Genomic DNA, 26,018 nt, shown 5'->3' with positions numbered 1-26,018 from the left:
GGTCCTTTCGGTCAGCGCTCGGCAGTACGGCGCGGGGACATGAGGTCAGGGCCGGGAGAAGGTCTGCGCCTGCGGGGCGTCGATCATCTGCAGGGCGAACTGGGCGGAGGAGATCCGCCGGCCTTCGGTGAGTCCGTGGGCGGTGGACAGGGCGGGCACGAGGGCGTCGCCGGTACCGTCGACGTTGAGGACGTCGCGGTCGCCGGGCCGCAGGAAGCGGCGGAAGCGGCTGTCGTCTGCGGGGGGCGGCGGCGGGAACTCTCCCATGGGGTGGCCGATCCGGTCCCCGGTGATCTGGCGCAGCTCGATGGTGCCGATGTCGCTGAGGCCGAAGCACAGGCCGCGCGGGGGTTCCGCCAGCTCGAAGCGGTCGATGACCTCGGGGTAGAGCAGCAGGCGGATTTCGGTGCCGAACACCGTGTCGCGCACCGGTTCCACCGCGTCAGATCCTTGGTAGGCGGTGGCGATGGTGTTGGGCCAGTTCGGCACCAGGCTGGAGTTGATCAGCACTGCGCACTTCGGGACCGGCCCGCCACCGGTCGCCAAGGCGTTGAGGTCGGCGTCCAGGGTGTGGCCGACGCCGATGCTCAGCGCACCGTCGACAGCTGCCCGCGCCCAGTCGGTGTCGATGTAGGCGAAGCGGATGCTTTCGGCCGGCAGCGCGCTCGGGTCGGGGACCAGGTGGGACAGGCTCAGCAGCTCCAGGCGGCGCAGCGCGTCCAGCCAGGCGGTGACCTTCGTGAAGTCGTCCGGGGCGGCCTGGGTGAGCAGGCTCGCGACGCCGGGCTGGGCGAGTACAGCACGCGCGTCGCCGATGGTGCGGCGGGTGCGGGCTGCGGTACGGCGCCGGCCGGCGCGCACCTGCGGGCCGGCCTGGTCGAGAGCCTGGACGAGGCGGGCGTTGCCGGAGCGGGTATCGCCGTCGGCCAGGAGCCGGTCGAAGGCCTCGAAGGCGAGAGGAGCGGTGAGGTGGCGGGCGGTCAGCGCCGTCGCGGCCCGGGCGGCGAGTTCGGGGTGGGAGGCCAGGCGGCGGGCTGCGGAGCGGGCGGCGGAGCGGAACGCCAGCAGCGCACTGCGGAACTCTGCATCCGCGAGGGCGAGGGTGCGCCCGGCGGTGAACGCGGCGGCGTAGGCGGTGTCGAAGACGCCGTACTGCTGCAGGTAGATCAGTGCCTCGCCTGGGGAGTCCAGGCGGGTGGCGGAAGGCTCGGGAAGTTCCTGGGCGGGCTGGGCGGTGAGCGGGCCGCGGTAGAAGGCGAAGGTGCGCTCGCCGCTCTCCAGGCGCTGCGGCAGGGCCACGGCCCCGCCCGCCATCCGGTCCAGGGCCTCCTTCTGCGGGCCGGCCGAACTGGCCGGGCCGGCGGCCGGTACACGCAGGCGCAGTTCGTCCGCGGGGCGCGGCGTGGTGCCGTCGGTGGTGGCCAGGCGCTGGGCGAGATCACCGAAGCCGACACCGGAGTCGGGTTCGGTGGTGAAGGACCAGGAGGCGAGGGAGACCAGACGCACGCCTTCGGCAGGGGCAGGGGAGGTCAGGTATCGGTCGTGGCCTTCGAGGGATACCAGGTGGACGACATGACGCCCGCCCGCGGCGGCGGGGAACCGGTTGGCGACAAGCACCGCGTTGAGTTCGCCCTCGTCGGGTTCCGGGGCATCGCCGGCGCGGGTCGCATCGGGACGCCCGCCCTCGCGCAGATGCGCGAGGTATCCCATCTCCCCAGGCAGCGGCTTCACCGCGTCGAACAGGGCGCCGGGGACGAGGACGGTGGCGCACTGCTCGTCATACTCGTCGGGACGCATGCTTTCCGGGGCGATGACCGGTACCGCTCCGTGGCCATGGGCTCCGTCCAGGAGCTCACGTACAGTCCCGGCCTTGACCAGGCCCACCGCGTCCTGGTCCTCCGGCAGCTCGTCCTCGCGGAACACCAGCAGGGCCATCCACGGGACGGCAGCCGGCTGGCCGGGGCCCAGGGGGCGGTTCCAGGGCAGGCCGGGAGCGTCGAGGTTGATGTGCGGGAGGGTCTGGCTGTAGGTGCCGACGGCGTCCGGTACGGGAAACTGGGCGTTGATGCCGGTCGGGTCGAAGCTGAAGCGCGGCTGGACGACGTCGAAGGGCTGCGGGGTGGCGTCGATGACGCGGTCCTGACCGCCGACGTCCTTGAGGGTCTGCCGGTTGTCGATCCGGTACCGGCCGGCGTACAGGGAGGGGATGCGGTGGTCGAAGAACCGGGTGCGGTGTTCGGCGCCCGGCTCGCTGGTGCGCGGTCGGGATGCGGAGTCGGGTGTGGTGGTCACGGGCGTGCCTTTCGACAGGACGCGGCGGCGGGCGGGCGAGGGCGGGGGGGGGGGGGCGGACACGGGGCGCACGGCATCGCGGACCGGCCTGGGGCACGGACCGGGCGGCCTGCGCTGGCACGCCGGGGGTCAGCCGACCGCGATCAGCATCGGTTCGGCGGTGAAGGCGGTGCCCGCTGCCTGGGCGTAGGCGCTCAGGTCGGTGTCGAGGGTGCCGAGGTTCGCGCCGAGGCCGGTGAGGGCCTGGGCCAGGGCGGCGCGGTTGTTCCGGGTGGCGGTGGCGTCGATGCCATCCCGGATCGCCGCGATGACGCCACCGGGACGGGTCGGGACCGGGCCCGTGGCAGGCTCTGCGGAGAGCGGCTGGTTGCCGTCGGGGTTGATCGGGTCGAAGGAGATGGCCCGCTCATCGAGGAAGCCGGTGGAGGTGCCGTGGTCGACCGGCGGCGACGTCAGGCGCATTCCGAGGATCCGGTCGGGGATGATCCCGTCGCCGGATGCGTCGGCCTGGACACCCCACAGGCCGTTGGGCACGTTGCCGCGCTGGACGGAACGCCCCCAGGGCGCCAGAGCACCGGGCCGGCCGTTGTAGGTGAGCCAGATGCGCAGCTCGCTGCCCTTGCCCCGCACGTGCATGGGCAGGATGTTCACCGCCGTGTCGGAGGCGGCCTCGACGGTGTCGGCGCCCTGGTTCAGGTAGACCTTGCTGACCGGGGCCTGGGTGTCGGCGGTGAAGGTGAAGCCGCCGCTGCTGACCAGCCACGGCTTGACATCGCCGCGGGTGGCCGGGGTGCCCTCACCGGTGTAGCCGGCGATCGCCGTGGTGCGGACCATGTTCTCCGGCGGCGGGAGCATGCCCTGGAACCCGCCCCAGTCCAGTGCCGGGGTCGTGCTCCGGCGGTCGGCGCCGAAGCCGATGGTGAAGGAGATGAACCACAGATGGACGGTGGCCTCGCCGCCGACCGCGGGGCCCCAGATCCGGACGCTGACGCCGACCTCGACCGAGATCCTGATCTTGACGAACCAGACCTTGATGGTCGCCGAGACCCCGACCCGGATGCCCATGCCGACGTCGAAGTAGAAGGGGTTCCACTCCAGCAGGGCATCCACCCGGGCGGTGAGCCAGGCGCGCAGCATGCCGGACTGGAAGACGACGTCCAGGGAGCCGCCCGCCATCAAAGACTTGGGGGTGAACGCCGCGTAGGCGTTGCCGGTGATGCTGACGGTCGACCCGACGCCCCAGGTCAGGCCGGCAGGCTGCTGACGGGGGTAGCGGGCAGGCAATTCACGGCCCGCGGGGATCGCGCCGAGCATGAACGCGAAGTCACCGGCGTTGTCGTGGTTGCCGAACCAGAACTTCATGCCGACGCCGCCGCGCAGCTTGCAGTTCGGGTCGATCAGGAACGTCTTCTCGGTGAACGCCGCGCCGATGCTCAGCTCCCCGGCCGTCGGACGCAGGGTGGCTTCGATGCCGATCTCCACCCGGGCGATCTTCTTGTCGCTCTTGGTGGGCAGCTGCATCCCAGCCGCACCGAGCAGGCTGATCGTCAGGTCGGAGCCGGTCTGCACCAGCGCCAGGGCGCGGCCGCTGAACGTCTCGAAGCAGTCGAAGGCCAGGCCCGCCGCGAACCACAGGTCACCCTCCTGCGGCCGCACCCACGGATTTGAGCCGCCGATCAGCTCGCCGAGGACCTTGAGCGGGTCGACTTCCTCGTCGTCGGCGCCGATCGCGCCCGGATTGTCCAGGGCCATCAGGAACGGGAAGCTGCCCAGCGCGTCGGCGGCCGGGACGCGCACGCGGCTGTTCCAGCCGAAGCCTGCTGAGATACCGCGCACCTGGAACAGCGGCGGACCGAAGCCGACCTGGCTGCCGAGCGAACCGTAGGCGAACAGCGACGGATCCGCGCCGCCGCCGTCCGGGACGACGTAGGCGCCCATCGCGGAGCCGTTGAACGCGCCGGTGTCCACCAGCAGAACCCCGCCGACCACAGTCTTGTACGGCGGCGAGGCCGGCAGCGCGGTCAGCGCGCCGGCGATCCGCAGCGGTGGGTTGTAGTAGTCGACGCTCAGTCCGTTGTCGCCGCCCGGGGTGCCGATCGGCGACCAGCCGCGCACCGACGGCGCCTCCAAGACCCGCATCCCCTTGCGGCGCCGCGGCCCCGGGCGGGGAATGAGGATTCCATGCTCGGTCACCAGCGCGCGGGGGGTGCGATCGCTGGCGGCGCCGCGGTGCCGCACGGCGGGCAGAGCCCGGCCCAGGCCGTCCAGGCGCTCGGGGTCTGCCGGAGGCGTCGGCGTGCGCCGGGTCAACCGCAGCCCCCGGCCGTCCGCCAGCGCCCAGGCCCCGGCAGGCAGATCCGTACCGTCCGGAGCGCCGTCGACCAGGACCAGACTGTGGCCCTCGCCGAGATCGACCACGGCCACCGTTCCGGTCACCCACTCACCGTCGGCGGTGAACGCGACGTCCACCGGGGCCGAGGACGCGGTGATCGTGGCCTGCCCGCCGACCGACAGGGCCCGCGCACCGCGCACCGCGCCGTCGATCCGCACGGTGCCGCCCGGAAAGACGAGCGCTGCGGCATCCGGGTCGGCGAACACGGACGCCGGGATCTCAACCGTCCCGCCCGCCGCCTGCTCGAGAAGCTTCCGGATGTCGTCCACGCGTGCTGTCACAGCGATCCCGCCCTCGACTCGTGAGAAAAAGGGGAAGGCGGAAGCACCCCCTGCTACCGGCAACGGGCTGGCGTGTCCGCTCCGACGAGCCTAGCCAGGATGGGCACGCAATGAACACGAGCAACCACTCTGCGTAATGAAATTGGCTCAAAGGAAGTTCGCGAACCGCGTACGCAGGCAGACGCTTCACCGGCTGCGCCGCGTGCGTGCAGAAGCGTTTCCACCGGGCTGTAAGACCTCCGAGGGGGAAGTCACCAAGGTTCTTGCGCCAGCAGCGCCCCTAGCCCGCCGGGAGATCGGTAACAAGCCAGCCCGGTGGGGCGAGTGGTCCGCTCAGTGGCGAATGCCCTCAAAAGGGAGACCAGAGAAGGAGCAGGACGGCCCTCACCAAGGTGATTGGCGCGGTGGACGACGGACACCCCCGCAGGGCAGGACGGCCCACCCGTCCTACGGGGCGATGGGGCCGTTCTTCTTGTCCGGGTGAGCGGCCAGGACGTAGCGGGTGGCGGAGAGGTTGGACAGGCCGAAGAGTTTCATCAGCCGGACGGGGTCGGCGCTGTGGCGTGCTTCGTCGTAGATCCGGTCCACGCGCAGGACGCCGGCGGGCAGGCCGAGCTGTTTGAAGGGCTTTTGGACCGTGCCGGCGCTGATGGGCGGGCCGGCGTCGTTGACGGCGCTGTTGCGGGTGACGAAGAGGTGGGGGTTGGAGGTGTCGGGCCAGCGCTGGTGGCGTTCGAGTTCCCACGCTGTGGCCAGGCGCACGGCGAGATCGTCGAGGTAGATGAGGTGGTCCATGCGTTCCGGCCGGCGCAGACGTAATCGGCCCTTGCTGCGGTCGAGGTCGGTCCGCATGAGGCGTGCGAGGTCTCTGGGCAGGAGAGCGTGGATGGCGACGAGGGCGACCATGAGGGGGTCGCGGGGGTCGTCGAGCCGGTCGAGGAGGCCGGCGATGCGGTCGGAAGGCAGTGAGGTGGGCAGGGGCCGGCTGCTGGTGAGAGAGACGCCGCGGGCGGGATCGCGGAAGACGAGGCGCTCGCGTTTGAGGGCCCTGAAGAGGGAGCGCAGTGAGGTGTGCAGGCGTCGGGCCTGATCGCCGTGGAGCGGGTCGAGGGCGTCCTCGATGTGCTTCTTGGTGATCTCGCGCGGATCGGTGAGCCCGTCGGCGCTCCATGCTTCGAGAGTGGGCGCGACGGCGACTACGTAGTTCTCGACGATCTTGGGGCTGCGGGCCCGGCTGGGGGTGCTGCCCTGGCCCAGGAGGACGTCGATGAACGTGTGCATCGCGGTGGCGAAGGCCGCGTGGCTGATCGCGGAGGCGTGGTGCCGGGCGCGGGCGATGCAGGGGTCCCTGGATGGCTGGGCTTCGAGAAGGCCGCGGAGGCGGAGGTAGTTGATGACGCGGGCACCCTGGAGGCTGGCGCTCGTGGAGGCCAGGGCCCGGAGGTCCGCTTCGCGGATGGGGACTTCGGCGCCGAGGTGCCCCGTCACGATGCGCAGGGTGCGGATGGAGCTGCTGAAGAGGTCTGGATTCCATCCCCGGCGGCGCATGTAGGTGGTGAAGTCGGCGATCAGGCAGGTGGCCGCCTCGGTGAGCGGGCGGGCGGGCTGGTGGTGTCCAGCCGCCTCCAGTCCCGGGGCGGGGCCGGGAAGAGCTCCACCTGGGCAGAGTCGAGGAGGTGCTCGGACAGCTGGTGGGCGGACTTGGTCTGGGCGCGGGCGCGGCGGCGCTTGAGGGCGAAGCGGCCGTGTGCCGTCGCCGTGCCGGACACCAGCGGCCCGGTGGCCAGTCCGGCGGCGTGGGGACGGGCGAACCACAGCTGGTCGCCGCCCTCCATCGCGACCTCGGCGGTGTCGACCTCCGTTTCGGCGAGGACGATCCGGCACATGCGGCACATCCCGCCGCTGACCATCAGCGTTCGGTGACAGCGGTCGCACTCCGCCTCGCTGCCGCCGCCTTCTCGGACCCTGAGGCACCAGTTGGCACACGGCACACACAGGACCCGGCGGTCGTTGGCCCAGGCCAAACAGTGCGCGCACTGCCCCCGCAGCTCGGGGTCACGCTGCCCGCCCTGGCAGGTGGGGCCGGTACCGCGCGGCGGGACGATCCGGCGGAGCAGCGGCGGCGCGAGGAGACCGGCCCGCTCCAGGGCCTGCCCGAGGATCGGCCCGTTGTAGAGGAGGTCCTTCAATGCCTCGGCGGCAACCTGATGCTGATCAGGGTCCCGGGCCGCCAGCGCTAGGCGGGCGAAGCCTTCCAGCCGCCAGATCCACACGGTCCGGGCCCGTACTGGGCGCTCGTCCGCCATCTGTCGCAGCTGCTCGGAGACGTCATCGAAGCCAGCGATGATCCGGTCGCTGGTGCGGGCCGCGTGCGGGCGCTGAAACTGGCGGGCCGGGGTGGGAAAGAGCCCCAGCTGCCCGGGAATCTGGGGTGGACAGATCCTTGGACATCCTGGACCGGCTCGGGAAACCGGGCCCGCAACCACGAAGGGACACTGGAGCGCCGTCCTGGTTTGCCGTGGGGCATCCGCACCGGCCATGCCTCGGGCAGAACAACCCCTTCGACATGCAGGGTGAGCTGACGCGGCCGGCCCGGGGCGAGGGCTTCGTCGTGGAGCTCGCCCCAGACCCACGGATCGTCCTCGCCAAGGCGGACCGCCAGGAGACACGGCGCGCACACACCCGCCCGTGTCACCGGAACGGTCCACGAGCAGCGGCGGCACGCAGCCTCGCTCCAACCGTCCCGGCCCGCTGCCGCACGGTTCCTCGCCGCTGCGCACCGCGGGCACATGGTGTTCCCGTTCACCGCGCCCCAGCCCGCGCACATCCCGCACGACCCGAGCAGATCGAACCCCACCGCTCGCCCCGTATCAGTTCGGAGGCAGCGAGCGCCGGCCCGTGCCGCCACCAGACCGGGGAATCGGTCGCGCCGGCCCGCTCTCGCCCACGGCCCGCTGCTCGCTCTGCGGGCGTCCCTCGGCAGCGGCCACCGGCTCGGCCTCCATCAGGTCCGCGACCGTGCACTGAAGGGCGGCGCAGATCATGTCCAGGTCCTCCAGCCGGACAGTCACCGGCTTGTTCGACCACAGAGCGGCCACCTTGCTCAAGGACGGAGTGAACCCCACTTCCCGGAACGCCGCCTGCAGCTGGGTCGGCCGCCAGATGTCGCGCTTGGCCGCGGCCCAGCGCAGATTCCACTTCACCGGATCACGCCTCCGTGCTCAGCCGGCGAACCGCTCGCCGGGAAGACTCCAGACTCGCCCGCTCCGGGTCGCCCTTCGCGGTCGCGAGATACCCGACCGTGGTAGATGCCCAGACATGACCGAGCAAGACCTGCACGTCCCACAACGGCATCCCCGCCTCATAGTTGTGGGTCGCGCACGCGTGCCGCAGCAGATGCGGGAAAAGCTCGCTGACCGGCCCCCGCAGATACTCGCGCGATGCCATCTTCAGCGCGCGCCGGAACGTGTCGGGCACCACCGGCGGCGCGAGCAGGCCCTCCATACCGGCCAGCGACGTCGCCAACCGCTCGGAAGGAAACAGTGGCGCTCGTGGGTCGGAAGGGTCATCGGGGAACTCGCCCCGCACCTCCTCGACGTACCACCACAAGAGCTCGCACCCCTCCTGGAAGAGGAAGGCTTCACGATCCCGAGGACCTGACCCACCGGCACCCTTGCCATGGACCAGAAACCGGCCCCACTGCCCGTTCTCCCAGTGCACGTCCCCCAGCTGCACCCCGCACAGTTCCTTCGCCCGGACCCCGGAGATGTACGTCAGCTTCGACATCACGTAGTTCCGGACCGCCACCGGATACTTCGCGCCCGCGGCAGCGCCTCACGCCACGCGCCGAAGAACCTCTTCGTCGCCCGCACCGACGGTGGGATCCGCAGCCCGAAGTCCCCACGGTGAACAGGCCGGTTGAACGCATCGACCGGCGACTGGACCACCGCGCCGAACCGTCGGTGGATCTCGCCGGCGTAACGCTGCTCCAGGAAGGCGTAGTAGAGATCAATCCGGTTGATCTTCGACCGGATCGTGGTGTTCCGCGGGCGCTTGCCCGGACCGGCGAAGTACTTGTCCAGCTGGCGCGAGCTCAGATGCCACGGCATGACGTCGTAGTACGAGCAGATCTCCAGCACCGGCTGGACCAGCGAATCCAGGGTCCGCGGCGACAACCCCGCGACGTCCCGGGCCCACACATACTCGGCCAGCGAGTCCTGGTACGGAGCCCGCTCAGCTTCCGCTGATGCGGTCGCCGCACTCTGCCGCTGGAGCGTCAGAACGTCGGCCAGACCCGGCTCCTGCTCGCCGGATCGGTCCTTCACAGCTACGTCGCCACCCGTGATCAGGGCAAAGCGGCGAGTCCCGGAATCCGTCACAAGCAAGCAAATTACGGAGAGAACTCCTGAAATCTGCGAGGAATCGTCAGCTCCCCACACGATCGAGTGAAGAGCCTACCTGCGGCTCCGACCTGCATGAACAGCCACAACTCGAGCACGGAGCCGCAGAACGAACCCGTCGGCGCTCCAGTTGGCAGGGATCCGTCGGTGTGCGGCACCCGCTTCGCCTCACGGCGGCGGCTCCTCTTCTTGGAGCGCGGAATCGCTGTCCCCAGGCGCCGGGCAGCCGAGTGGGACGCTGCGGGTAGCGGGGGCCGGGACGCTGCGGGCGGGGCCGGCCGATCCGGCGGCGCGGGCGGAGGATGGAGCTCGGGCTGTTCCTCCAGAGGTCGGTGGGCAGCAAACGGCGCGCTCCGTATGTGTCTTGCGCACGGGGCGCGTGTGAGGGGTCAGGGCCAGGCGGCGATGCCGAGAGCCGCGTGTGCCGCTCCTCGAACCGAAGTGCGCCCGCCTGGTACGGAGGCGACGGCGAGGGGCAGGGATCTTGTGGCCCCGTGCGGGCACGTAGTTGGGCCCCGGTGCCCACGGCCCACGGGCCTCTCGCGTTTCTCTCCGGCCGCGCCCTGGGCGATGACTGCACAACGTGTTTGAGCAAGCACGCTTGGTGCCGCCGCGCACAGGCGGGCACCGACGCGTAGCGTGGAAATGGTGGGGCTTTTCGGACAAGTTGCTGGAAGGAGAGCGCGATGGTCACCAGATCGACGCATGTCACGCTCAACAACCACGCCACGCTGACACGAGGGTCAGCCCGCCGGAACCTGAAGCTCAGGCGTACGGCGATGCGCCTCGATCGCGGTGAGTGGACCTCGAGTCCGCCGGAACTCATCAGCGACAGGGGGGAGTGGGAGTTCCAGACTGACGAACTCGCGACCGGTGCCGGAGGGCAGGTCACCTACCAGCTGGAGGATCCCGACGGTGCACCCGCGGGTGAAGTGCGCGTTCGATGGGGCAACTTTTCCGCCGATGCGGACTCCCAGAACGGGGGCGCCGCCCCTGCGGCCGTGGTGGAAACCGAGCTCGGCTCCACGGTGCTGCAGATCCAGGACGGCGGCGACGCCTCGAACGTGACCTTCGAGGTGAGCGACGACCTCCGTGAGATCAGCGAAGAGGAACGCGCCGCCGGCGCCGCCACGGTGGCAGGTGTGCTAGAGGCGATCGACACGCAGCGCTTCGCCGCGATCTGGGAGCAGTCCCCGGGACCCTCGTTCCACGCGATGCACGGTCTGACGTCCGGGCAGTACCAGCAGAGGTTCAACGACCTCGTCGGCCAGGGCTTCCGGCCAGTGCACGTCAGCGGATACTCCAGCGGCGGCGTAGACCTGTTCGCAGCGATCTTCGAACAACGCCAGGGGCCGGCCTTCCAAGCCCGCCACGGCCTGACAGCCAGCCAGTACCAGCAGACCTTCAACGACCTCGTCGCCCAGGGCTTCCGGCCCGTAGACGTCAACGGCTACCTGAGCGCCGGTGGCGGCGAACGGTTCACCGCCATCTTCGAACAACGCCCAGGACCGCCCTTCGAGGCCCGACACGGACTGACGGCGAGCCAGTACCAGCAGAGGTTCAACGACCTCGTGGGCCAGGGCTTCCGGCCGATACGCGTCAGCGGATACTCCAACGGTGGCGTAGACCTGTTCGCAGCGATCTTCGAACAGCGCCAGGGGCCGGCCTTCCAAGCCCGCCACGGCCTGACAGCCAGCCAGTACCAGCAGACCTTCAACGACCTCGTCGCCCAGGGCTTCCGGCCCGTAGACGTCAACGGCTACCTGAGCACCGGTGGCGGCGAACGGTTCACCGCCATCTTCGAACAACGCCCAGGACCGCCGTTCCAGGCCCGCCACGGACTGACGGCGAGCCAGTACCAGCAGACCTTCAACGACCTCGTCGGCCAGGGCTTCCGGCTCCTGCACGTCAGCGGATACCGGAGCGGCTGAACATCCCGGGCGACGCTCCAGTCTTCGCTGTCTCTCTTGCACAGCGAAGACTGGAGAACGCATGCCATCACCGAGTGGCCGTCAATACACCACTCCAGCGGACGTGACCGCCACCCACCCGGGCATAGCGCTGAGCTGGGCGGCCGTCACCCTGCCCGGCCACTCAACCCGCGCCGCCCCAAGAGATACGACATGGCAGGCGACCGCACGCCGACCGAGGGCGCGGGTGGTCATGGCCGGACGGGTGGAGTCCGGGTCTGCGGGGCTGTCGTCGGCGTGGACCAGGCCCTCGCCGTACAGGCGCTTGCGTATTGCTGTCTTGGACCCTTGGACCCAGAAGTCGCCGATCGCGCTGGCGGTGCGGGCCAGTCCGAGCAGGGCGGCGAAGGTGGCGGGACGCTACATGACGGTGTCTCTCCTGATCTCGGAGGGTGAAGGAGTGGGGCGGCCGGCCTCCTGAAGCATGTCGGCGCGCCGCTCGCCGCGTTCGGTGCGGGCCGCGGTGAGAAGGGCAGCAACGGTGATGTGCATGTCGGCGAGCCTCGCACTCGGCGCGCCCACGGCATCCTCCTCGAGCCGACACGGCCCCGCATGAGCACTCCCCGCACCGCATACCGAAACCATCACTGCGGACTATTCGGGCTCGTATTGTTCTCAGGCCAACGGAAGGTCACCCACCGGTCTCGACGGACCGCCTCCGTGGCCGCTTCGAGACGCATCCGCAACGCACCGTGCCGCACGTTCCGGCCCCCCGTGCCGTCACAGTCGCAGAGGTCGACGCCAACGGACCAAGGGGGCACGGACGATGAAACGGTACGGGCGCTGCCGGACACGGCGGCTGCGCGGCGCACTGCTCGCGCTCACGACGGCGGGGGGCCTGCTGCTCACGGGGTGCGGCGCGAGCGACACCGGCGGCAACAGCAAGGCCTCGGACCGCAGCGGGAACAGGTCCGGCTCCTCCGCACCGCTGCCCGCCCCCGACCGCGGCGAGGGCGAACAGGCGGAGAACGGGGACTCCCGCGAGGTCGCTCCGGACCACCTCTCCACGTTCGCTCTCGACGTCGACACCGCCTCCTACGGCTATGCGCGCCGCGCCCTCGCCGAGGGCCGGCTGCCGGCCCCGTCGACGGTCCGCCCCGAGGAGTTCGTCAACAGCTTCCGTCAGGACTACGAACGCCCGGGCGGCGATGGCTTCACGGTCACCGTCGACGGCGCCCGCACCGGCGAGGAGGACTGGTCCCTGGTCCGCGTGGGCCTGGCCACCCGGCCGGCCGAGCCGTCCGGCGAACGCCCGCCCGCCGCCCTCACGTTCGTCATCGACGTCTCGGGTTCCATGGCCGAACCCGGCCGCCTCGACCTCGCCCAGCAGTCCCTCGGCGTCATGACCGACCGGCTGCGCGACGACGATTCCGTGGCGATCGTCACCTTCAGCAACGAGGCCGAGACCGTCCTGCCCATGACCCGGCTCGGCGGCAACCGCGACGAGGTCCACGAGGCCATCGACAGCCTCGAACCCACCGCCTCCACCAACCTCGGCGCGGGCGTCGAGACCGGCTACGCCACCGCTGTCGAGAGCCTGCGCGAGGGCGCCACCAACCGGGTCGTCCTGGTCTCCGACGCCCTCGCCAACACCGGCGACACCGACGCCGACACGATCCTGGAACGTATCGCGGACGCCCGCCGCGAGCACGGCATCACCCTGTTCGGCGTCGGCGTCGGCAGCGACTACGGCGACGCCCTGATGGAACGCCTCGCCGACAAGGGCGACGGCCACACGGTGTACGTGTCGAACCCGGACGACGCGCGCGAGGTCTTCTGCGAACAACTCCCGCGCAACATCGAACTGACGGCCCGTGACGCCAAGGCCCAGGTCGCGTTCGACCCCGAGACGGTCGCCGAGTTCCGCCTCATCGGTTACGACAACCGCCGCGTCGCCGACGAGGACTTCCGTGACGACCGTGTCGACGGCGGCGAGGTCGGCCCCGGCCACACGGTCACCGCCCTGTACGCCGTCCGCGCGAAGCCCGGCGCCGAGGGGCACCTCGCCACCGCCACCGTCCGCTGGCTCGACCCCGGCACGCGCGCTCCGCACGAGGAGTCCGGTGTCCTGGAGACCGACGCCCTCGGACACTCCGTCCGGACCGCCGGCCGAGGCCTCCAGATCGCGGCCCTGGCCGCCTACTTCGCCGACGACCTGCGCTCCTCCGCGCCCTCCATGCCGGGCACTCCACACCTCGACGAACTCCACGAGTGGGCCCAGGACCTGGCCGCCAGGACGGAGGGCGAGGACGTACGGCAGCTGGCTGAGGCGATCGAGACGGCCGGCCGCCTGAAGTGAGCCGGATCCATTGACCTTTCCTTACTCATGAGTAATTTTACTTCCGAGTAAGTAATGTACGACAGCACGCCATCCTCAGCCGCGACCGGGAGCCGTCATGGGCGTACACAAGGATCTGAAACGGGCGAAGCAGCGCACCGACCTGGCGGCCCGCACGAAGCTGGAGACGGTCAGGGACGAGTACGGCGTCGTTCGCGAGGTCCGCGCGGCGCCCCTCGCGCCGAGGGCGGCCACGGGCAGTACGGCCGACATCCCGTTCACCAACGCCATGGAGGCCCCCGACGCCGTGGTCCTGCGCCGCGAGCAACGCGGGACGTGGCAACCCGTGCCCGCGGCGGTGTTCGCCCGTGAAGTGACGGCCGTGGCCAAGGGATTGATCGCCGCAGGCCTCGAACCCGGCGGCCGGGTTGCGGTGATGTCCCGCACCCGCTACGAGTGGACCGTCCTGGACTTCGCGATCTGGGCCGCCGGCGGCCAGACCGTCCCGATCTACGCCACCTCCTCCGCCGACCAGGTGGATTGGATCGTCCGCGACTCGGGCGCCCGCTACGTCGTCACCGAAACCGCCGAGAACTCCGCCTCCGTCACGACCGGTACAGCCGGCCACCCGGAACCCCCGCGCGTCTGGCACCTGGACGGCGGAGCGCTGTCCGACCTCACCGCCCTCGGTCAGGACGTGCCCGACGAGGAGGTCACCAAGCGCCGTACGGCCCTGACCCCCGACACGATCGCGACCGTCTGCTACACCTCCGGCACCACCGGCCGGCCGAAGGGCTGTGTCCTCACCCACGCCAACCTGCATGCCGAGGCCGCCAACGCGGTCGAGTTGTTGCACCCCCTCTTCGAGGAGGTCACCGGCCAGACCGCCTCGACGCTTCTCTTCCTCCCACTCGCCCACATCCTCGGCCGCACACTCCAGATCGCCTGCCTGATGGCCCGCATCGAGATCGGGCACTGCCCGAGCATCAAGCCCGACGAGCTCCGCCCGGCGCTCAAGGCGTTCCGCCCGACCTTCCTGGTCGGCGTCCCGTACCTGTTCGAGAAGATCCACGACACCGGCCGCGCCACCGCCGAGAAGATCGGCCGCGGTACCTCCTTCGACCGCGCGCGCCGCATCGGGGTCCGCTTCGGCGAGGCGTACCTGAACAGGTTCCTCGGCCGCGGCAAGGGGCCAGGACCCGGCCTGTACGCCGCCTGGGCCCTGTACGACCTGCTGGTCTACCGCCGCGTCCGCATGGAGCTCGGCGGCCGCATGCGCTACGCCATCAGCGGCGGCTCCCCACTCGACCGCGACCTCAACCTGTTCTTCTACGCGGCCGGAATCATCGTCTACGAGGGCTACGGCCTGACCGAGACGACGGCCGCCGCCACCATCGTCCCGCCCCTCGCGCCCCGCCCCGGCACGGTCGGCCTGCCCGTCCCCGGCACCGCCGTCCGCATAGCCGACGACGGTGAGGTGCTCATCAAGGGTGGCATCGTCTTCGGCTCGTACTGGAACGACCCGGCCGCCACGGACGCGGTCCTCACCGACGGCTGGTTCGCCACTGGTGACCTGGGCTCCCTCGATGAGGACGGCTATCTCACCATCACCGGCCGCAAGAAGGACATCATCGTCACCTCCGGCGGCAAGAACGTCTCCCCGGCCGTCCTGGAGGACCGCCTGCGCAGCCGCCCGCCCATCGGCCAGTGCCTCGTCGTCGGCGACAACCGGCCCTTCGTCGCCGCCCTGATCACCCTCGATCCCGAGGCCGTCGCCCATTGGCTGGCCGTCCGCAAACTGCCCGCCGACACCCCGATGTCCCAGATCGCCCGCGACCCGCGGATGCGCGCCGATGTCCAGAAGGCCGTCGACTACGCCAACCAGGCGGTCTCGCGCGCCGAGTCGATCCGCGCCATCACCATCGTCGACGGTGAGTTCACCGAGGAGAACGGCCTGCTGACCCCGTCCCTGAAGGTGAAACGGCGCGAGGCGATGGCGGTGTACGCGGAGCAGATCGAGGAGTTGTACGCACCTCGGCGCTGACACCCGGAGAGGGCGGGAAGTCAGGGTCGTCGGCGCGTGCCCGACCCGGATCCGCGAGGCCGACGTCGGGCAGGTGCCGTGGGTGAACCCGGCGCGGGCCGACGACGATTCGGGATCGGGGACGGTTCGTGCCGGGCACGGGTGCCGTCGGCGTCCGCCGCCGCGGCGAGGCGCTGCTGGAGGCGCAGATGGCGGAACTCGTAGTGCGCGCCGGACTGACGCAGCACCCCGCGCCGGTGAGCCTCTGCGAGGAACCGCATGAGCCGCCATGGCGCGCGCCCCGTCACCGCGAGCCAGACCCGGGCCGAACCGAGCCGGCCCCAGGCGCTCAGGGCGACGGTGGAGGTGCCGACCGGCACCCACAGCTCGGTGGGCATGGTGTTCAGCAGACTGCCGCTGGGGACGGCCCACATCAAGGCCATGCAGACCCCGCCCGCGAGGACGGCGGCGAGCGCGCTGCGAGCGAGCGCGGCCGCGCGATCGGTGCGAAGAGTGCTCTGCGGACCGCTGGCCCGCATCATGTCGGAGGGCGTGCTGAGGGCCCGGTGGACTCCGGAGGCGCACCCCCCGATGGCGCCGATCAACACCCCGAAGGCCGCGAGCGGGACCACCGCGTCCCGGATGACGACAGAGGTGGGGCGCTGCACGAGCCACAGCTGGACCGGCCGCGGCAACATGATCACCACATTCCAGGCGTCGGCCGTGGAAACGCCCGCAGCGGTGAGGACCGGTCCCCCGCTGTCCATACGGATCCGGACCCTCTTGCGGACGTCTTCCGGCACCCGCCCCTTGTACGCGATCTCGGCATCCCTCGGCACCGCGAGCGGCGCGGCCCTGTCGCTGCCATGCAGCAGCACGAACGGGTACGGCTTGGTGGAGGTGACCGTACGGACGCCGTCGGCCGACACCCGGGCGTGCCAGTCGTCGGTCAACCCGACGTTCGCCGGCGCGGACACCGACCGGACCTCGTATGCCGCGAATGCCCCCATGGCGCCGCCGAAGACCACGGAAGCGAGGACACCGATGGCTTGGCAGACGAGCAGGCCCCGCAGCAGCCCGCTCCCGAAGCCCCGCAGCACCACGAGGGGTCCGGCGTACGGGGCAGTCACCCGATTCCCGTAGCGCTGGGCGCCCAGGCACAGCATCAGGCCGGCCACGAGACAGCTCAGGGCCGGTAGCACGTGCCGGCCCGCGGCCAGGGTGAGCAGACCTGACAACGCGATGACGATCCCCAGCACGCGGAAAGCTCCACACCGGTTGCGGCTGCCGCTCCAGGGCAGGCCTTGTGGGAGCGGGCACCGGGGCAGACCAGCGACCGCGAACAGCATCGACACGATCAGCCCGAAGAAGCACCCGTTGAGGAACCAGGCAGGCCTGGGTGTGATCACATCGCTGAACCGCAGACCGACCACAGGAGGCACGAGCAGTCCGAAGGCAGTGCCGACGACCGTAACCGCCGCGGTCAGCTTCACCGCCATGCGGCCCAGTTGGCCGGGCCCGCGCACCGGGCCCGACCCGGCCGGCAGCAGGAAGGCCAGCCCGAAGCAGAGGCCCAGGAGAATCCCCGTCAGATGGACGACCATGGACGGCGGCGAGGCGGCCCAGTCACCGGCGGCACCGTCCCCGTACCGGGCCAGCGGCACCAGCCAGACGGCGGCGAGCATGGCGAGCACGGCGGGTCCGATCGCCCTCATCGCCCTCGGCATCGATTCCGAAAGCTCCCACCAGGCGAGCCGCCAGGTGCCGCGCTCCCGGTCATGACGGCCCACGTCGCGGGCGAGGCGGCGGAGCCAGTGGTGCGCCGCCTCCGGGCGCCAGGTGCCGTGCACGCCGGCGAATGCCGCCGGGACGAATGCGTCCAGCAGGTGCGCTTCGATGCGTTCCGCCGCGGGGAAGCGTTGGGTGTCGCGGAGTTCTGCCGGGTCACGGGACAGGTCCCCGTACACCGTGCGTGCCAGTGCCACCGTCAACGGCGACTTGAGGACCTCGGCCAGCGGTGCGGGAGGATCCTGAAGGACCGGCGTCCATGCGGTGGAGCCGTCGCCGCGCGACCGTGCCGTGCTCTCCAAGTAGGCGCGCGCGGCGGCGAAGTCGAGCGGACGCAGTTCCACGACCTCGGCGGAAGTCAGTACGTCGCCGCTGTGTACGGCTCGGGTCCAGTCCGCGGTACGGCTGGTGAGCAGGACGGGCAACCCGTCGTCGAGTTCGGCGTTCAGGTGCCGCAGCGCGTCCCTGTGCACCGGCTCGGGAAGCTCGTCGAAGCCGTCGAGCACGGGCAGTACGAGTCCGGCGTCCAGCAACTCACGGGCCAGCGTGCGCTCCCCGCGGGCGGCGGCCAGCGGCCGGTACTCCGCGGCCAGCCGCTCGGCCAGCCACTCGCGCAACCCTGCGGAACGGGGGTCCCAGCTCGCCAGGGCGAAGAGCACCGGCACTGGGCCGCCCTGCTGCCGAGCTGCGAGCGTCCCGAGGACGAACTGCACGGCGAGGATGGTCTTTCCGGCCCCCGGATCACCCAGCACCACGAGCCGACCGGAGGGAAGCTCCCTGAACGTCTCCACGATCCGGTCGAGGCGCTGGTCGCCGTCGCGGGGCTCGGGCAGCGCAAGCCCGCGCCGCACGTTCTGCCCGTGGTCGGCGATCGGCGGGCCGATGCGGGACCAGTGGACGTTCAGCGGCTCGGGGTCCTGCAGCCGGCGCAGTCGCGCCTCGGCCGCCCACTGGACCTGCACCGCCTCGGCGAGTTCATCAGCCGCCCGCTGCCTGCGATCGGTGCTCCTGCGGTTGTCCGCCGGTTCGCGCAGCAGGTCGGCCACGAAGGCGCAGACCGAGAGGAACGCGGAGATGGCGGAGGTCCACATCGACGCCTCGTCGGCGCGGGTCCCTCTGGACGCCATGGCTCCGGCCAGCGCGACCAGAGCCGCGGCGGCCACACCCAGCCCGACCCGTCGTTGCACCCGTGCCTCTCGCAGAGGACCCCACATGGCCTGACCCCCCTGTCCGCGATCGGCCCGTCCCAGGTGAACGAGGTGCCGGGCGGCCGGGTACCGGTGCCGGAGGAGGCGCACGGAAGCATGCCGCGCGCGTTCGCGTTCGCCGAAACCAGACGCGCTTTGTCCCCGGTCAGCGGCATAGCGGCCGTGTACCGCCGGCGCCGGGCTGAAGGTCGAGGAGCAGCTGGTCGCCTCCTGCGACTTCTCCTACGCCAGCGGCTTCCGCGCCGCCTCCCGGCTGATCACCGAACACCGCCCCACGGCGATCGTCACCGGCGCCGACCTGATGGCACTGGGCGCCATAGACGCCGCGCGGTCCTGCGGACTCACCGTGCCCGCCGACTTCTCCATGGTCGGCTTCGACGACCTTCCGCAGGCGGCACAGAGCTTCCCCGGCCTGACCACCGTGCGTCAGCCGCTGCACGACATGGGCCAGAAGGCGGCCCGCGCGCTTTTGTCCGTCATCGACGGACAGAATCTGCTGATGGAACACATGGAGGTCGGCACGGAGCTCGTTGTACGGAACTCGACCGCCCCGCCACCCGGCGGCGGAGGGCGGTGATGAGTGCCGATGCGCGGCCCGCACTACCCACCGGCCCAGACAAATCCCCATGGCGCTCCTGAAGGACGGCACCCCGCTTCGCCCCGCCGGGTCTGAGACCGCCTCGCTGACCTCATCCGTGAAGCTGGAGGAAGTGCCATCCTCGTGAGACTGAGCGACTGTGACATCGGCCTGAGACGTTGAGACCGCTCCTGGTAAACCGCCACGTCAGATTCAGCCGCGGGACCCTACGGACATGTAGGGTCCCGCGGCTGATGTCGCAATCTCACGAGTGATGTCGGACGGATTCCAAATGCGACATCGCGGTGAGATTTGATCGGCCGGTTGCCTGGTCGTATTCGGCTACATTCAGCCCGGTTGGAAGAATGCGAGCATTTTCTGGCTGGCGTCGGGCGACGCCAGGATTTCCTGGATGTGCGCGGACTGCCGGCCGACGACGCTGGTGCGTTCGAACATCTCGCGTTCGTATTCTTTGACGGCGGCGGGAAAGTCGTCCGGGTGCGCGGCCAGCGCGAGGCCGAGCAGGGCGCCGTCGAGCAGCGCCATGTTGGCGCCCTGCCCCACCGGCGGCATCAGGTGCGCGGCATCGCCGAGCAGCGTGACGTCTGGCGTCGACGGCCAGGTCAGGCCGACCGGGAGAGTGGTGATCGACCACGGCAGGACCGTGTCGTCGCAGGCTGCGATCAGTGCGGTGAACCGTGAGTCCCAGCCGGTGAACAGGTCGATCAACCGCACCCGGGCGGCGGCTGGGTCGCCGAACGGGATCCCACTGGTCGCGAACCAGTCCTCGGCGGTGTTGTAGAAGCTGACGTAGATGCGTACGCGGCCGTCGCCGTTCCGCTGCGCCGACAGGGACTGTCCGTTGCCGAGCACCCAGTAGTTGCCGCGCCCAACCATCGCCGCGAGGTCGGGGTGGGTGCGGTCGATGTCGGGAATACCGAGCTCAACGACGTTTTGGCCGGTGTGCGCTGGTCGGGCGTCGGTGAGCAGCGCGCGGACCCGGGAGCCCGCGCCGTCTGCGCCGACCAGTAGGTCATACGTCGCGCTGCTGCCGTCGGCGAAGTGCAGCAGGCCACTGTCGGCGGATTCGAACGCGTGCCCCCAGCGCACCGCGTGTTCGGGGAGAGAGTCCAGCAGCAGGTTGCGCAGATCGGCACGGTCGACCTCCGGTCGCTCGCGCGGGGCGTCGTCGGGCGTATCCTCCTGCAGCAGCAGGGTGCCGTCCGGCTCGAGAAGTCGCAGGTCCTGGCCTTCACGTCGGGCAATCGCGTGGAACTGGTCGATCAGGCCGGCCTCGCGCATCGCCCACTGCCCGGTCCCGGAGTGGATATCAAGCATGCCGCCCTGACCGCGCGCGCCGCGCGACGATTCCCGTTCGTACACGACGGCGTCCATGCCGTTCACATGCAGCACACGGGCAAGGGCCAGGCCGCCCAGTCCGGCTCCGACGATGGTGATGGTCATGGTTGCCTCCGAACTTCCACCCGCAGTCGGATCGATTTCCGGTTCGCCGACCGCACGATCCTCCGGCTGCTCGCCGGCGGGGAAGATGCTCGCCTCCTCGACTGGCCGGACCGTCGCGGACAGGACGATCCGCTGTGCCGGTTTGCCGAGTTGCGTGTCCAGCCGGGCGAGGGACAGGGCCGGATGCGCGCCGCGCTCGGTGCCGGACAGATCACCGTGCGCACCTCCCAGCAGTGATTCCCGCGGCGGAACTGAGCAGCAGGAACAGCGACTCCGGTGTGGTGACCAGGATGTCCGGCGGGGTGCGTAGGAACGCCCTGCGCCCGGTGGCGGGAGTGCCGCCGGTGCACATGCCAACCGTGATCGCCGGCCCTGGTCGGCCGAGCCGGATGGCGGCCTGGCACCGATGCCGGCCAGCGGCGCCCGCAGGTTGCGCTCGACGTCCACCGCCAGCGCCTTCAGCAGCGAGACAGCACCCGGCAGCGTGCCGGCGGATCCGCCGGCACCGGGTCGGTGGCCGGCCGGGTCCAGTGCCCAGAGAAACGCGGCCGGCGTCTTGCCGGAGCCGGTCGGCGCGACTACCAGCGCGTGCTGGCCGGCGGCGACGGCCTGCGCCAGGCGCTGCGCCTCGGTGGGCGCGGGGAACGCCCCTGTGGACCACGCCCTGGTCGCCGGCGAGAACGGTGCCAGCGCATCGTCGCTCACCACGCCCCCGTCCTCGCCTGTCCCGCCGACCGTTTTCCGGTCCTCTGATCAGCCGGTTCACCGGCGGAGCCGGGGCGCGAGCACCGTGCGCACGACCTTGGCCACGTTGCTCGCGGCGGATCCGCCCTCTTCTGCGGGTTCCGGTTCCAGCATGCGCTGGATCTGCAGCAGCAGGTGGTTGGTCGACCGCCAGAGCGGGACGAACAGGCCGGCGACCGGCCCGACGCCCTGGATCGGGCCGCCGGACAGCTCGGTGACCTTCTTGGCGATCGTGACCGTTGCCGGGTCCCGCAGGATCAGGTGCACCTCATCGTCGACCAGCCGGATTTCCATCTTGCGCGCGGCGGCCTCCTCCGGGTTCGCGTCCGTGGTCGTCTCCGGATCCAGTTCGTCGATCTTGGCGGCGACCGCGTCCGGGTCGACCCCGAGTTCGCGCAGCACCCTGGCCGCCATGCTGTTCTCCGCCCGCAGCATCGCCTCAAGCAGGTGATGGCTGCCGACCGGTGCGCCACCGGCCAGCGCGCCGGCGACGGACACGGTGTCCTCGGTGGCCGGTGTGCCGGCCGGCCATGGTCCGGCCGCGACGTCCTGCGATCCCCCCAGTGATGCCAGCACCGCGGCACGGACCTTGCTGATCGGAGTGATCCGCTCGGCAAGAACCTTCGCGCCGACGCCCTCACCTTCCCCGGTGACCAGGGCGAGCAGGATGTGTTCCGTACCGATGTAGGTGTGGTGGAGCTGCTGCGCCTCGCGCAGGGCGAGGTCCAGCGTCTTCTTCGCGCTCGGCGCGAACGGGATATGGCCGCTCAGCTCCTCCGTGCCGGGCTTGACCACCGCGGCGATATCGACCCGCGCCGTCTCCTTGTCGTACCCGAGCTGGTGCAGGACTTTCGCCGCCGTGCTGTCCGGCGCGTCGAGCAGCCCCAACAGGATGTGCTCCGTGCCGATGTAGTTGTGCTTGAGCAGCCTCGCCTCCTCCTGAGCCGTGACGACCACCTTGCGGGCTTTCACCGTGAACCTTTCAAATGGCATGGTTCTATGGTCTCAACCGTGTCAATACACTGTTATTGATAAGGTCACCGTGCTGAAGGGAGGGTCTGATGGAGACACCGTCGGACTGGGAGGACCGGCTCGCGCGCTGGCAGAATGAGCTGGAGCTGTTCGAGCAGCTGGACGAAACACCCTGGGTCACGCTGGCCAAGGCGGAAACCGAGACCGGCGTTTCCCGCTCGGCCCTGCGGTCCTGGTACCGCAATGGCGAGATCCAGTCCCGGCTGGTGGACGGCCCGAACGGGCCGCAGCGCCTGGTCCGGCTGGACGCGGTGATCGAGCGCGCCGCCGCGTCACCGCGCATTCAGCGCAGGGCGGAACGGGAAGTCAGCCTGGAAGCCCAGGTCACCCTGCTACGGCACCGGGTTGACCAGCTTGAGCTGCGGCTGGCCGCGCTGGAGCGGAAGTAGCCGGCGCGAGCAGCACCGTGCCATCGGCCCAGAACGGTGCCACCGTCGCCGGAGCCCGACGAACGAGGAATGGGACGCCTTCCTCGCCCACTTCGAGAACCGCAAGCTCTCCATGGGGACCTGCGCTCGGGCGTTCGGAACCTCATGCATCCACGAGCACGCTTGTGAACCTCGGCATGCCCGACCTCAGTCGAATCGCTGGGCGCACGGTCACTGCCAACGGCCTGGAAGGCCTTGGTGCCAGCCCTGTGGACGGTGGTTGCAGAGAAAGCCACCAACAACGACGACCACAATGAGGTTCGCCTTGGTCGTCCCATTGAATGGGAGAAAGATGCAGCCCGGACAGTATGAAGAGGTGGCCGACGACGCAGAGCTTTCGGCACGGCTGCGGAACGTTTTCTGGATCGGCGGCGGGAGTGGTGCAGGAAAGTCGACAATCGCCCGCCGACTCGCCGATCGCTACGGTTGGTGTCTCTACGCGACCGACGACGTGATGCGTGATCACGCGGGGCGGACCACTCCCGAAGAGGCCCCCTACCTGCACAAGTTCATCGCCATGGACATGGACGAGCGATGGGTGGGACGGACTCCTGAAGTCATGCTTGAGACGTTCCACTGGTTTCGAGGTGAGGGCTTCGGCCTGATCGTTGAAGATCTCCTTCGCCTGCCGCAGGAGCCGTGCGTCATCGTCGAGGGATTTCGGCTGCTGCCGCACCTCGTGAAGCCTCTACTTGCTGCTCCTGAGCACGCCGTCTGGCTTCTACCCACACCCGACTTCCGCCAGGCCGCCATCCAGAGTCGGTCGATACCAGGGGAAGGGTTCGTATGGAAGACCGGCGATCCCGCAAAGGCCGGCCGCAACCTTGCCGAGCGTGATCGCATGTTCACAACACGCCTTGAGGGGGAAACCGAACGTCTCCAACTGCGCACCATCCACGTCGATACCACGATGGCGGAAGACGATCTCGTTGAGCAGGTGACCACCGCGTTCGGACTCTGACGTCGCCTGGCACAACCGACGGCATTGACCTGCCCGGCGATCTCCTCGATCACATCGACGAGATCGTGCCCACGGGGCACACGGTCAACGTCGCCGCCACCATGTGGCACACCAGCACGTCAACGCCGGCCGCCACCTTCCGCCACCGATGGACCGACCCGGCCGGCTCGGCCGCTGAGACCGAGCCGGACCACGACGAAGGCCCCGACGGGCTCAGCGCTTGGCCACGAAGACGTGCGCGGCGGTCTGCGCGGTGAGAACGGTGGTCCCCGCCGCTGTGGAAGTGGAGTTCGACGGGCCAACGGCTCTCGACCGTGCCGCGTCGGGCTACTACGCGCCCGACGGAGTTGAAACGGCACGGATCTGGCGAACGCGGGAGGGCGGGGACGACCGGATCACCGGCGTTCCGGCCATCCCGCCCCCGCCGGTGGCGACACCGCCGTGCGGCTTGGGTGTGGAGAAGGGTGGCGTGTCCTGGCGGCACGTGGTTCCGGGCGGAGGGAGGGTGCCGTCGATGAGGTAGCGGCTCTCGTGCGCACCGATGCAGCTGCTGGGGTTGAGCAGTGCGGTGTGCCCGTACCCGTTGTTGGTGAGCAGGCGGGCATTGGCCAGTTCCTTGGCCATGGCCTGCGAGCCCGAGTAGGGAGTGGAGGGGTCGTAGGTGGTGCCGACCACCAGGACGGGGTGCGCCGTCGGCTTGTTCCACGGGCCGCGGTAACGGTTGGCGGCGACCGCCGGCCACGTGGCACACGCCTCGACGGCCCAGGTCCAGAAGCGTCCGGCGTCGCCCGCACGGGTGGCGCTGGCCTCCTCCAGGGCGTGGTAGACGCCGGGGTCACGTGGATTGGGGCTGTCGCCGCAGATCACCGCAGCGCCCTGTTCCTCGCCCAAGTACGGATTCGGATTCGGGACCGGTGGTGGGGGCGGGAGTGGGGACGGTTCCGGGACGCGGCCCCGCCACAGGTCCTGCAGCCTGCCGGCGAGGTTTGTCCACCCGGGGTGGACGATGTAGAGGCTGTTCACCACGTCATCGACCGTACGGGCGTAGGTCCACGTGCCCACGGGATGCTCCCGGAGCCGCCGCATCAGGTGGTCGAACTTGTCCCGGGTCGCTTTCGGACCGCCGGCCGAGAAGGCGCAGCGGTCGGTGGTGGTGGACCCGCACAGGGCGAGGAACCTGTCCAGGGTCGCTGCCGCACTGCGGTCCGAGCCCAGGCGCTGGAATGACGTGAGCCGGGGTTCGTCGTCGGAGGCGTGGTTCGTCCAGGCCTGCGGGTCCCAGTTGCTGTCGAGGATCATGGCGCGGACCTTGCCGGGGAAGAGGTTGGCGTAGGTCGCGCCCAGGATCGTGCCGTAGGAGATCCCGTAGTACGTGAGTTGTGGGTCACCCACTGCCTTGCGGAGCTGGTCGAGGTCGCGAGCGGTGTCGGCGGTCGACACATGCCGCAGGAGCTCGGGGTCCCGCTGCTGACAGCGCCGGGCCAGATCCTTGTACGCGGCGATCCAGGCCGCCCGCTCCCGCTCGCCCACCGGGAAGCCTGCCGCTTTGCTCGCAGCCCAGGCGTCGGCTTCCTGGGAACTCTCGAAGCAGTTCACCGCCGTGCTGTTGCCGATCCCGCGGGGGTCCCAGCTGACGATGTCGAACCGCTCCCGCACCTTCCGCGGGAAGGACTCGTAGTTCTGCGGCATCTGGACAGTGCCCGGCCCGCCGGGTCCGCCGGGGTTGAAGAACAGGGTGCCGATGCGCCGTCCTGGGCCGGTTGCCTTCCGCTTGACGACTGCCAGCTCGATGCTGCGACCGCCGGGATCGAGGTAGTCCAGCGGCACCTTCGCGGTCGCGCAGTCGAACGGACTGCCCTGGACGCAGGGTTTCCAGTCCAGCTTCGGGGCGGGCACCGAGGGCGTCGGCCCACCGCCGGCTGCGGCAATGTCCGGCCAGGCCAGCGCCATCGAGCAGGTCACCACCGCCGCCATGGCCACGGCAGTACTCCGACGGCTCGCCACCAGTCCAGATATGTGCATGCCTTGTCCTTCACGTCTGAGCGCCCGACGCCACTCCTGCGCGGACGACGGCACGCATCCGTGTCAACACCACCGCCGTCCGGCAAGGCACGCGAGTCAAACACGGCCGAACGGCGGAATGCTGTGACCAGGGGCGACGACAGGGCCGTTCACCGATC

Annotated in this window: 18 protein-coding genes; 6 read left to right on the top strand and 12 right to left on the bottom strand. The window is 70.3% G+C overall.

Annotated features, from left to right (window positions below; translation table 11 throughout):
* Positions 1-45: 45 nt before the first annotated feature.
* The 7 genes from ACFYWX_RS38600 to ACFYWX_RS38570 all read right to left on the bottom strand — a co-directional run bounded on the left by ACFYWX_RS38600 (position 46) and on the right by ACFYWX_RS38570 (position 9,290).
* Positions 46-2,292 (bottom strand): hypothetical protein, encoded by a 2,247-nt coding sequence (locus ACFYWX_RS38600; RefSeq protein WP_389429652.1) that lies wholly within the window; start codon positions 2,290-2,292, stop codon positions 46-48.
* Positions 2,293-2,421: 129 nt separating this feature from the next.
* A complete protein-coding gene (locus ACFYWX_RS38595) occupies positions 2,422-4,965 on the bottom strand; it encodes a DUF6603 domain-containing protein (RefSeq protein ID WP_389429650.1) in 2,544 nt (847 codons plus the stop codon).
* Positions 4,966-5,412: 447 nt separating this feature from the next.
* Positions 5,413-6,453, bottom strand: a complete 1,041-nt coding sequence (gene xerC / locus ACFYWX_RS38590; RefSeq protein ID WP_389429649.1) for a tyrosine recombinase XerC — start codon at positions 6,451-6,453, stop codon at positions 5,413-5,415.
* Positions 6,454-6,533: 80 nt separating this feature from the next.
* Positions 6,534-7,271: a hypothetical protein gene (locus ACFYWX_RS38585; RefSeq protein ID WP_389429648.1), complete on the bottom strand. Its 738-nt coding sequence runs from the start codon at positions 7,269-7,271 to the stop codon at positions 6,534-6,536.
* A gap of 564 nt (positions 7,272-7,835) precedes the next feature.
* On the bottom strand, positions 7,836-8,168 hold the full coding sequence (locus ACFYWX_RS38580; RefSeq protein WP_389429646.1) for a helix-turn-helix domain-containing protein: 333 nt from the start codon (positions 8,166-8,168) through the stop codon (positions 7,836-7,838).
* 4 nt (positions 8,169-8,172) lie between these two features.
* Positions 8,173-8,751: a site-specific integrase gene (locus ACFYWX_RS38575; RefSeq protein ID WP_389429644.1), complete on the bottom strand. Its 579-nt coding sequence runs from the start codon at positions 8,749-8,751 to the stop codon at positions 8,173-8,175.
* A complete protein-coding gene (locus tag ACFYWX_RS38570) occupies positions 8,751-9,290 on the bottom strand; it encodes a hypothetical protein (protein WP_389429643.1) in 540 nt (179 codons plus the stop codon). The genes ACFYWX_RS38575 and ACFYWX_RS38570 overlap by 1 nt, the downstream gene beginning before the upstream one ends.
* Before the next feature lie 761 nt (positions 9,291-10,051).
* On the opposite strand from ACFYWX_RS38570, the gene ACFYWX_RS38565 reads away from it, so the two are divergent.
* On the top strand, positions 10,052-11,296 hold the full coding sequence (locus tag ACFYWX_RS38565) for a hypothetical protein (protein WP_389429641.1): 1,245 nt from the start codon (positions 10,052-10,054) through the stop codon (positions 11,294-11,296).
* 399 nt (positions 11,297-11,695) lie between these two features.
* Here the strand turns inward: ACFYWX_RS38565 and ACFYWX_RS38560 are convergent, their stop codons facing one another.
* Entirely contained in the window at positions 11,696-11,857 is a 162-nt protein-coding gene (locus ACFYWX_RS38560; RefSeq protein WP_389429639.1) for a hypothetical protein, read from the bottom strand.
* Between the two features lie 244 nt (positions 11,858-12,101).
* Between ACFYWX_RS38560 and ACFYWX_RS38555 the strand changes: the two genes are divergently transcribed.
* Positions 12,102-13,634 carry a von Willebrand factor type A domain-containing protein gene (locus ACFYWX_RS38555; RefSeq protein WP_389429638.1) on the top strand — a complete coding sequence of 511 codons (1,533 nt, stop codon included), beginning with the start codon at positions 12,102-12,104 and terminating at the stop codon, positions 13,632-13,634.
* Positions 13,635-13,731: 97 nt separating this feature from the next.
* The gene (locus ACFYWX_RS38550) at positions 13,732-15,657 is read left to right on the top strand and encodes an AMP-dependent synthetase/ligase (protein WP_389429636.1); all 1,926 of its coding nucleotides are present in this window, start codon (positions 13,732-13,734) and stop codon (positions 15,655-15,657) included.
* 20 nt (positions 15,658-15,677) lie between these two features.
* Here the strand turns inward: ACFYWX_RS38550 and ACFYWX_RS38545 are convergent, their stop codons facing one another.
* Positions 15,678-18,611, bottom strand: a complete 2,934-nt coding sequence (locus ACFYWX_RS38545; RefSeq protein WP_389429635.1) for an NACHT domain-containing protein — start codon at positions 18,609-18,611, stop codon at positions 15,678-15,680.
* A 202-nt stretch (positions 18,612-18,813) separates the two neighbouring features.
* On the opposite strand from ACFYWX_RS38545, the gene ACFYWX_RS38540 reads away from it, so the two are divergent.
* Entirely contained in the window at positions 18,814-19,209 is a 396-nt protein-coding gene (locus ACFYWX_RS38540) for a LacI family DNA-binding transcriptional regulator (protein ID WP_389429691.1), read from the top strand.
* 348 nt (positions 19,210-19,557) lie between these two features.
* On the opposite strand, the gene ACFYWX_RS38535 is transcribed toward ACFYWX_RS38540, so the two are convergent.
* Positions 19,558-20,673: an FAD-dependent oxidoreductase gene (locus tag ACFYWX_RS38535; protein ID WP_389429690.1), complete on the bottom strand. Its 1,116-nt coding sequence runs from the start codon at positions 20,671-20,673 to the stop codon at positions 19,558-19,560.
* 762 nt (positions 20,674-21,435) lie between these two features.
* A complete protein-coding gene (locus ACFYWX_RS38530) occupies positions 21,436-22,410 on the bottom strand; it encodes a Clp protease N-terminal domain-containing protein (protein ID WP_389429634.1) in 975 nt (324 codons plus the stop codon).
* A gap of 68 nt (positions 22,411-22,478) precedes the next feature.
* Between ACFYWX_RS38530 and ACFYWX_RS38525 the strand changes: the two genes are divergently transcribed.
* Both ACFYWX_RS38525 and ACFYWX_RS38520 read left to right on the top strand, forming a co-directional pair.
* Positions 22,479-22,838: an excisionase gene (locus ACFYWX_RS38525; RefSeq protein ID WP_351920824.1), complete on the top strand. Its 360-nt coding sequence runs from the start codon at positions 22,479-22,481 to the stop codon at positions 22,836-22,838.
* 355 nt (positions 22,839-23,193) lie between these two features.
* Positions 23,194-23,838 carry a shikimate kinase gene (locus ACFYWX_RS38520; protein WP_389429632.1) on the top strand — a complete coding sequence of 215 codons (645 nt, stop codon included), beginning with the start codon at positions 23,194-23,196 and terminating at the stop codon, positions 23,836-23,838.
* A 330-nt stretch (positions 23,839-24,168) separates the two neighbouring features.
* Here ACFYWX_RS38520 and ACFYWX_RS38515 read toward each other — a convergent pair whose 3' ends face one another.
* Complete coding sequence (locus ACFYWX_RS38515; RefSeq protein WP_389429631.1) at positions 24,169-25,860, bottom strand: alpha/beta hydrolase; 1,692 nt, start codon at positions 25,858-25,860, stop codon at positions 24,169-24,171.
* Between the last annotated feature and the right edge of the window lie 158 nt (positions 25,861-26,018).

Origin of the sequence: Streptomyces sp. NPDC002888, from assembly GCF_042888465.1 — a bacterium.
In the GTDB taxonomy this organism is placed as follows: domain Bacteria; phylum Actinomycetota; class Actinomycetes; order Streptomycetales; family Streptomycetaceae; genus Streptomyces.
The sequence above is the reverse complement of the archived record's forward strand: the minus strand, read 5'-3'. Positions and strand labels throughout refer to the sequence as shown.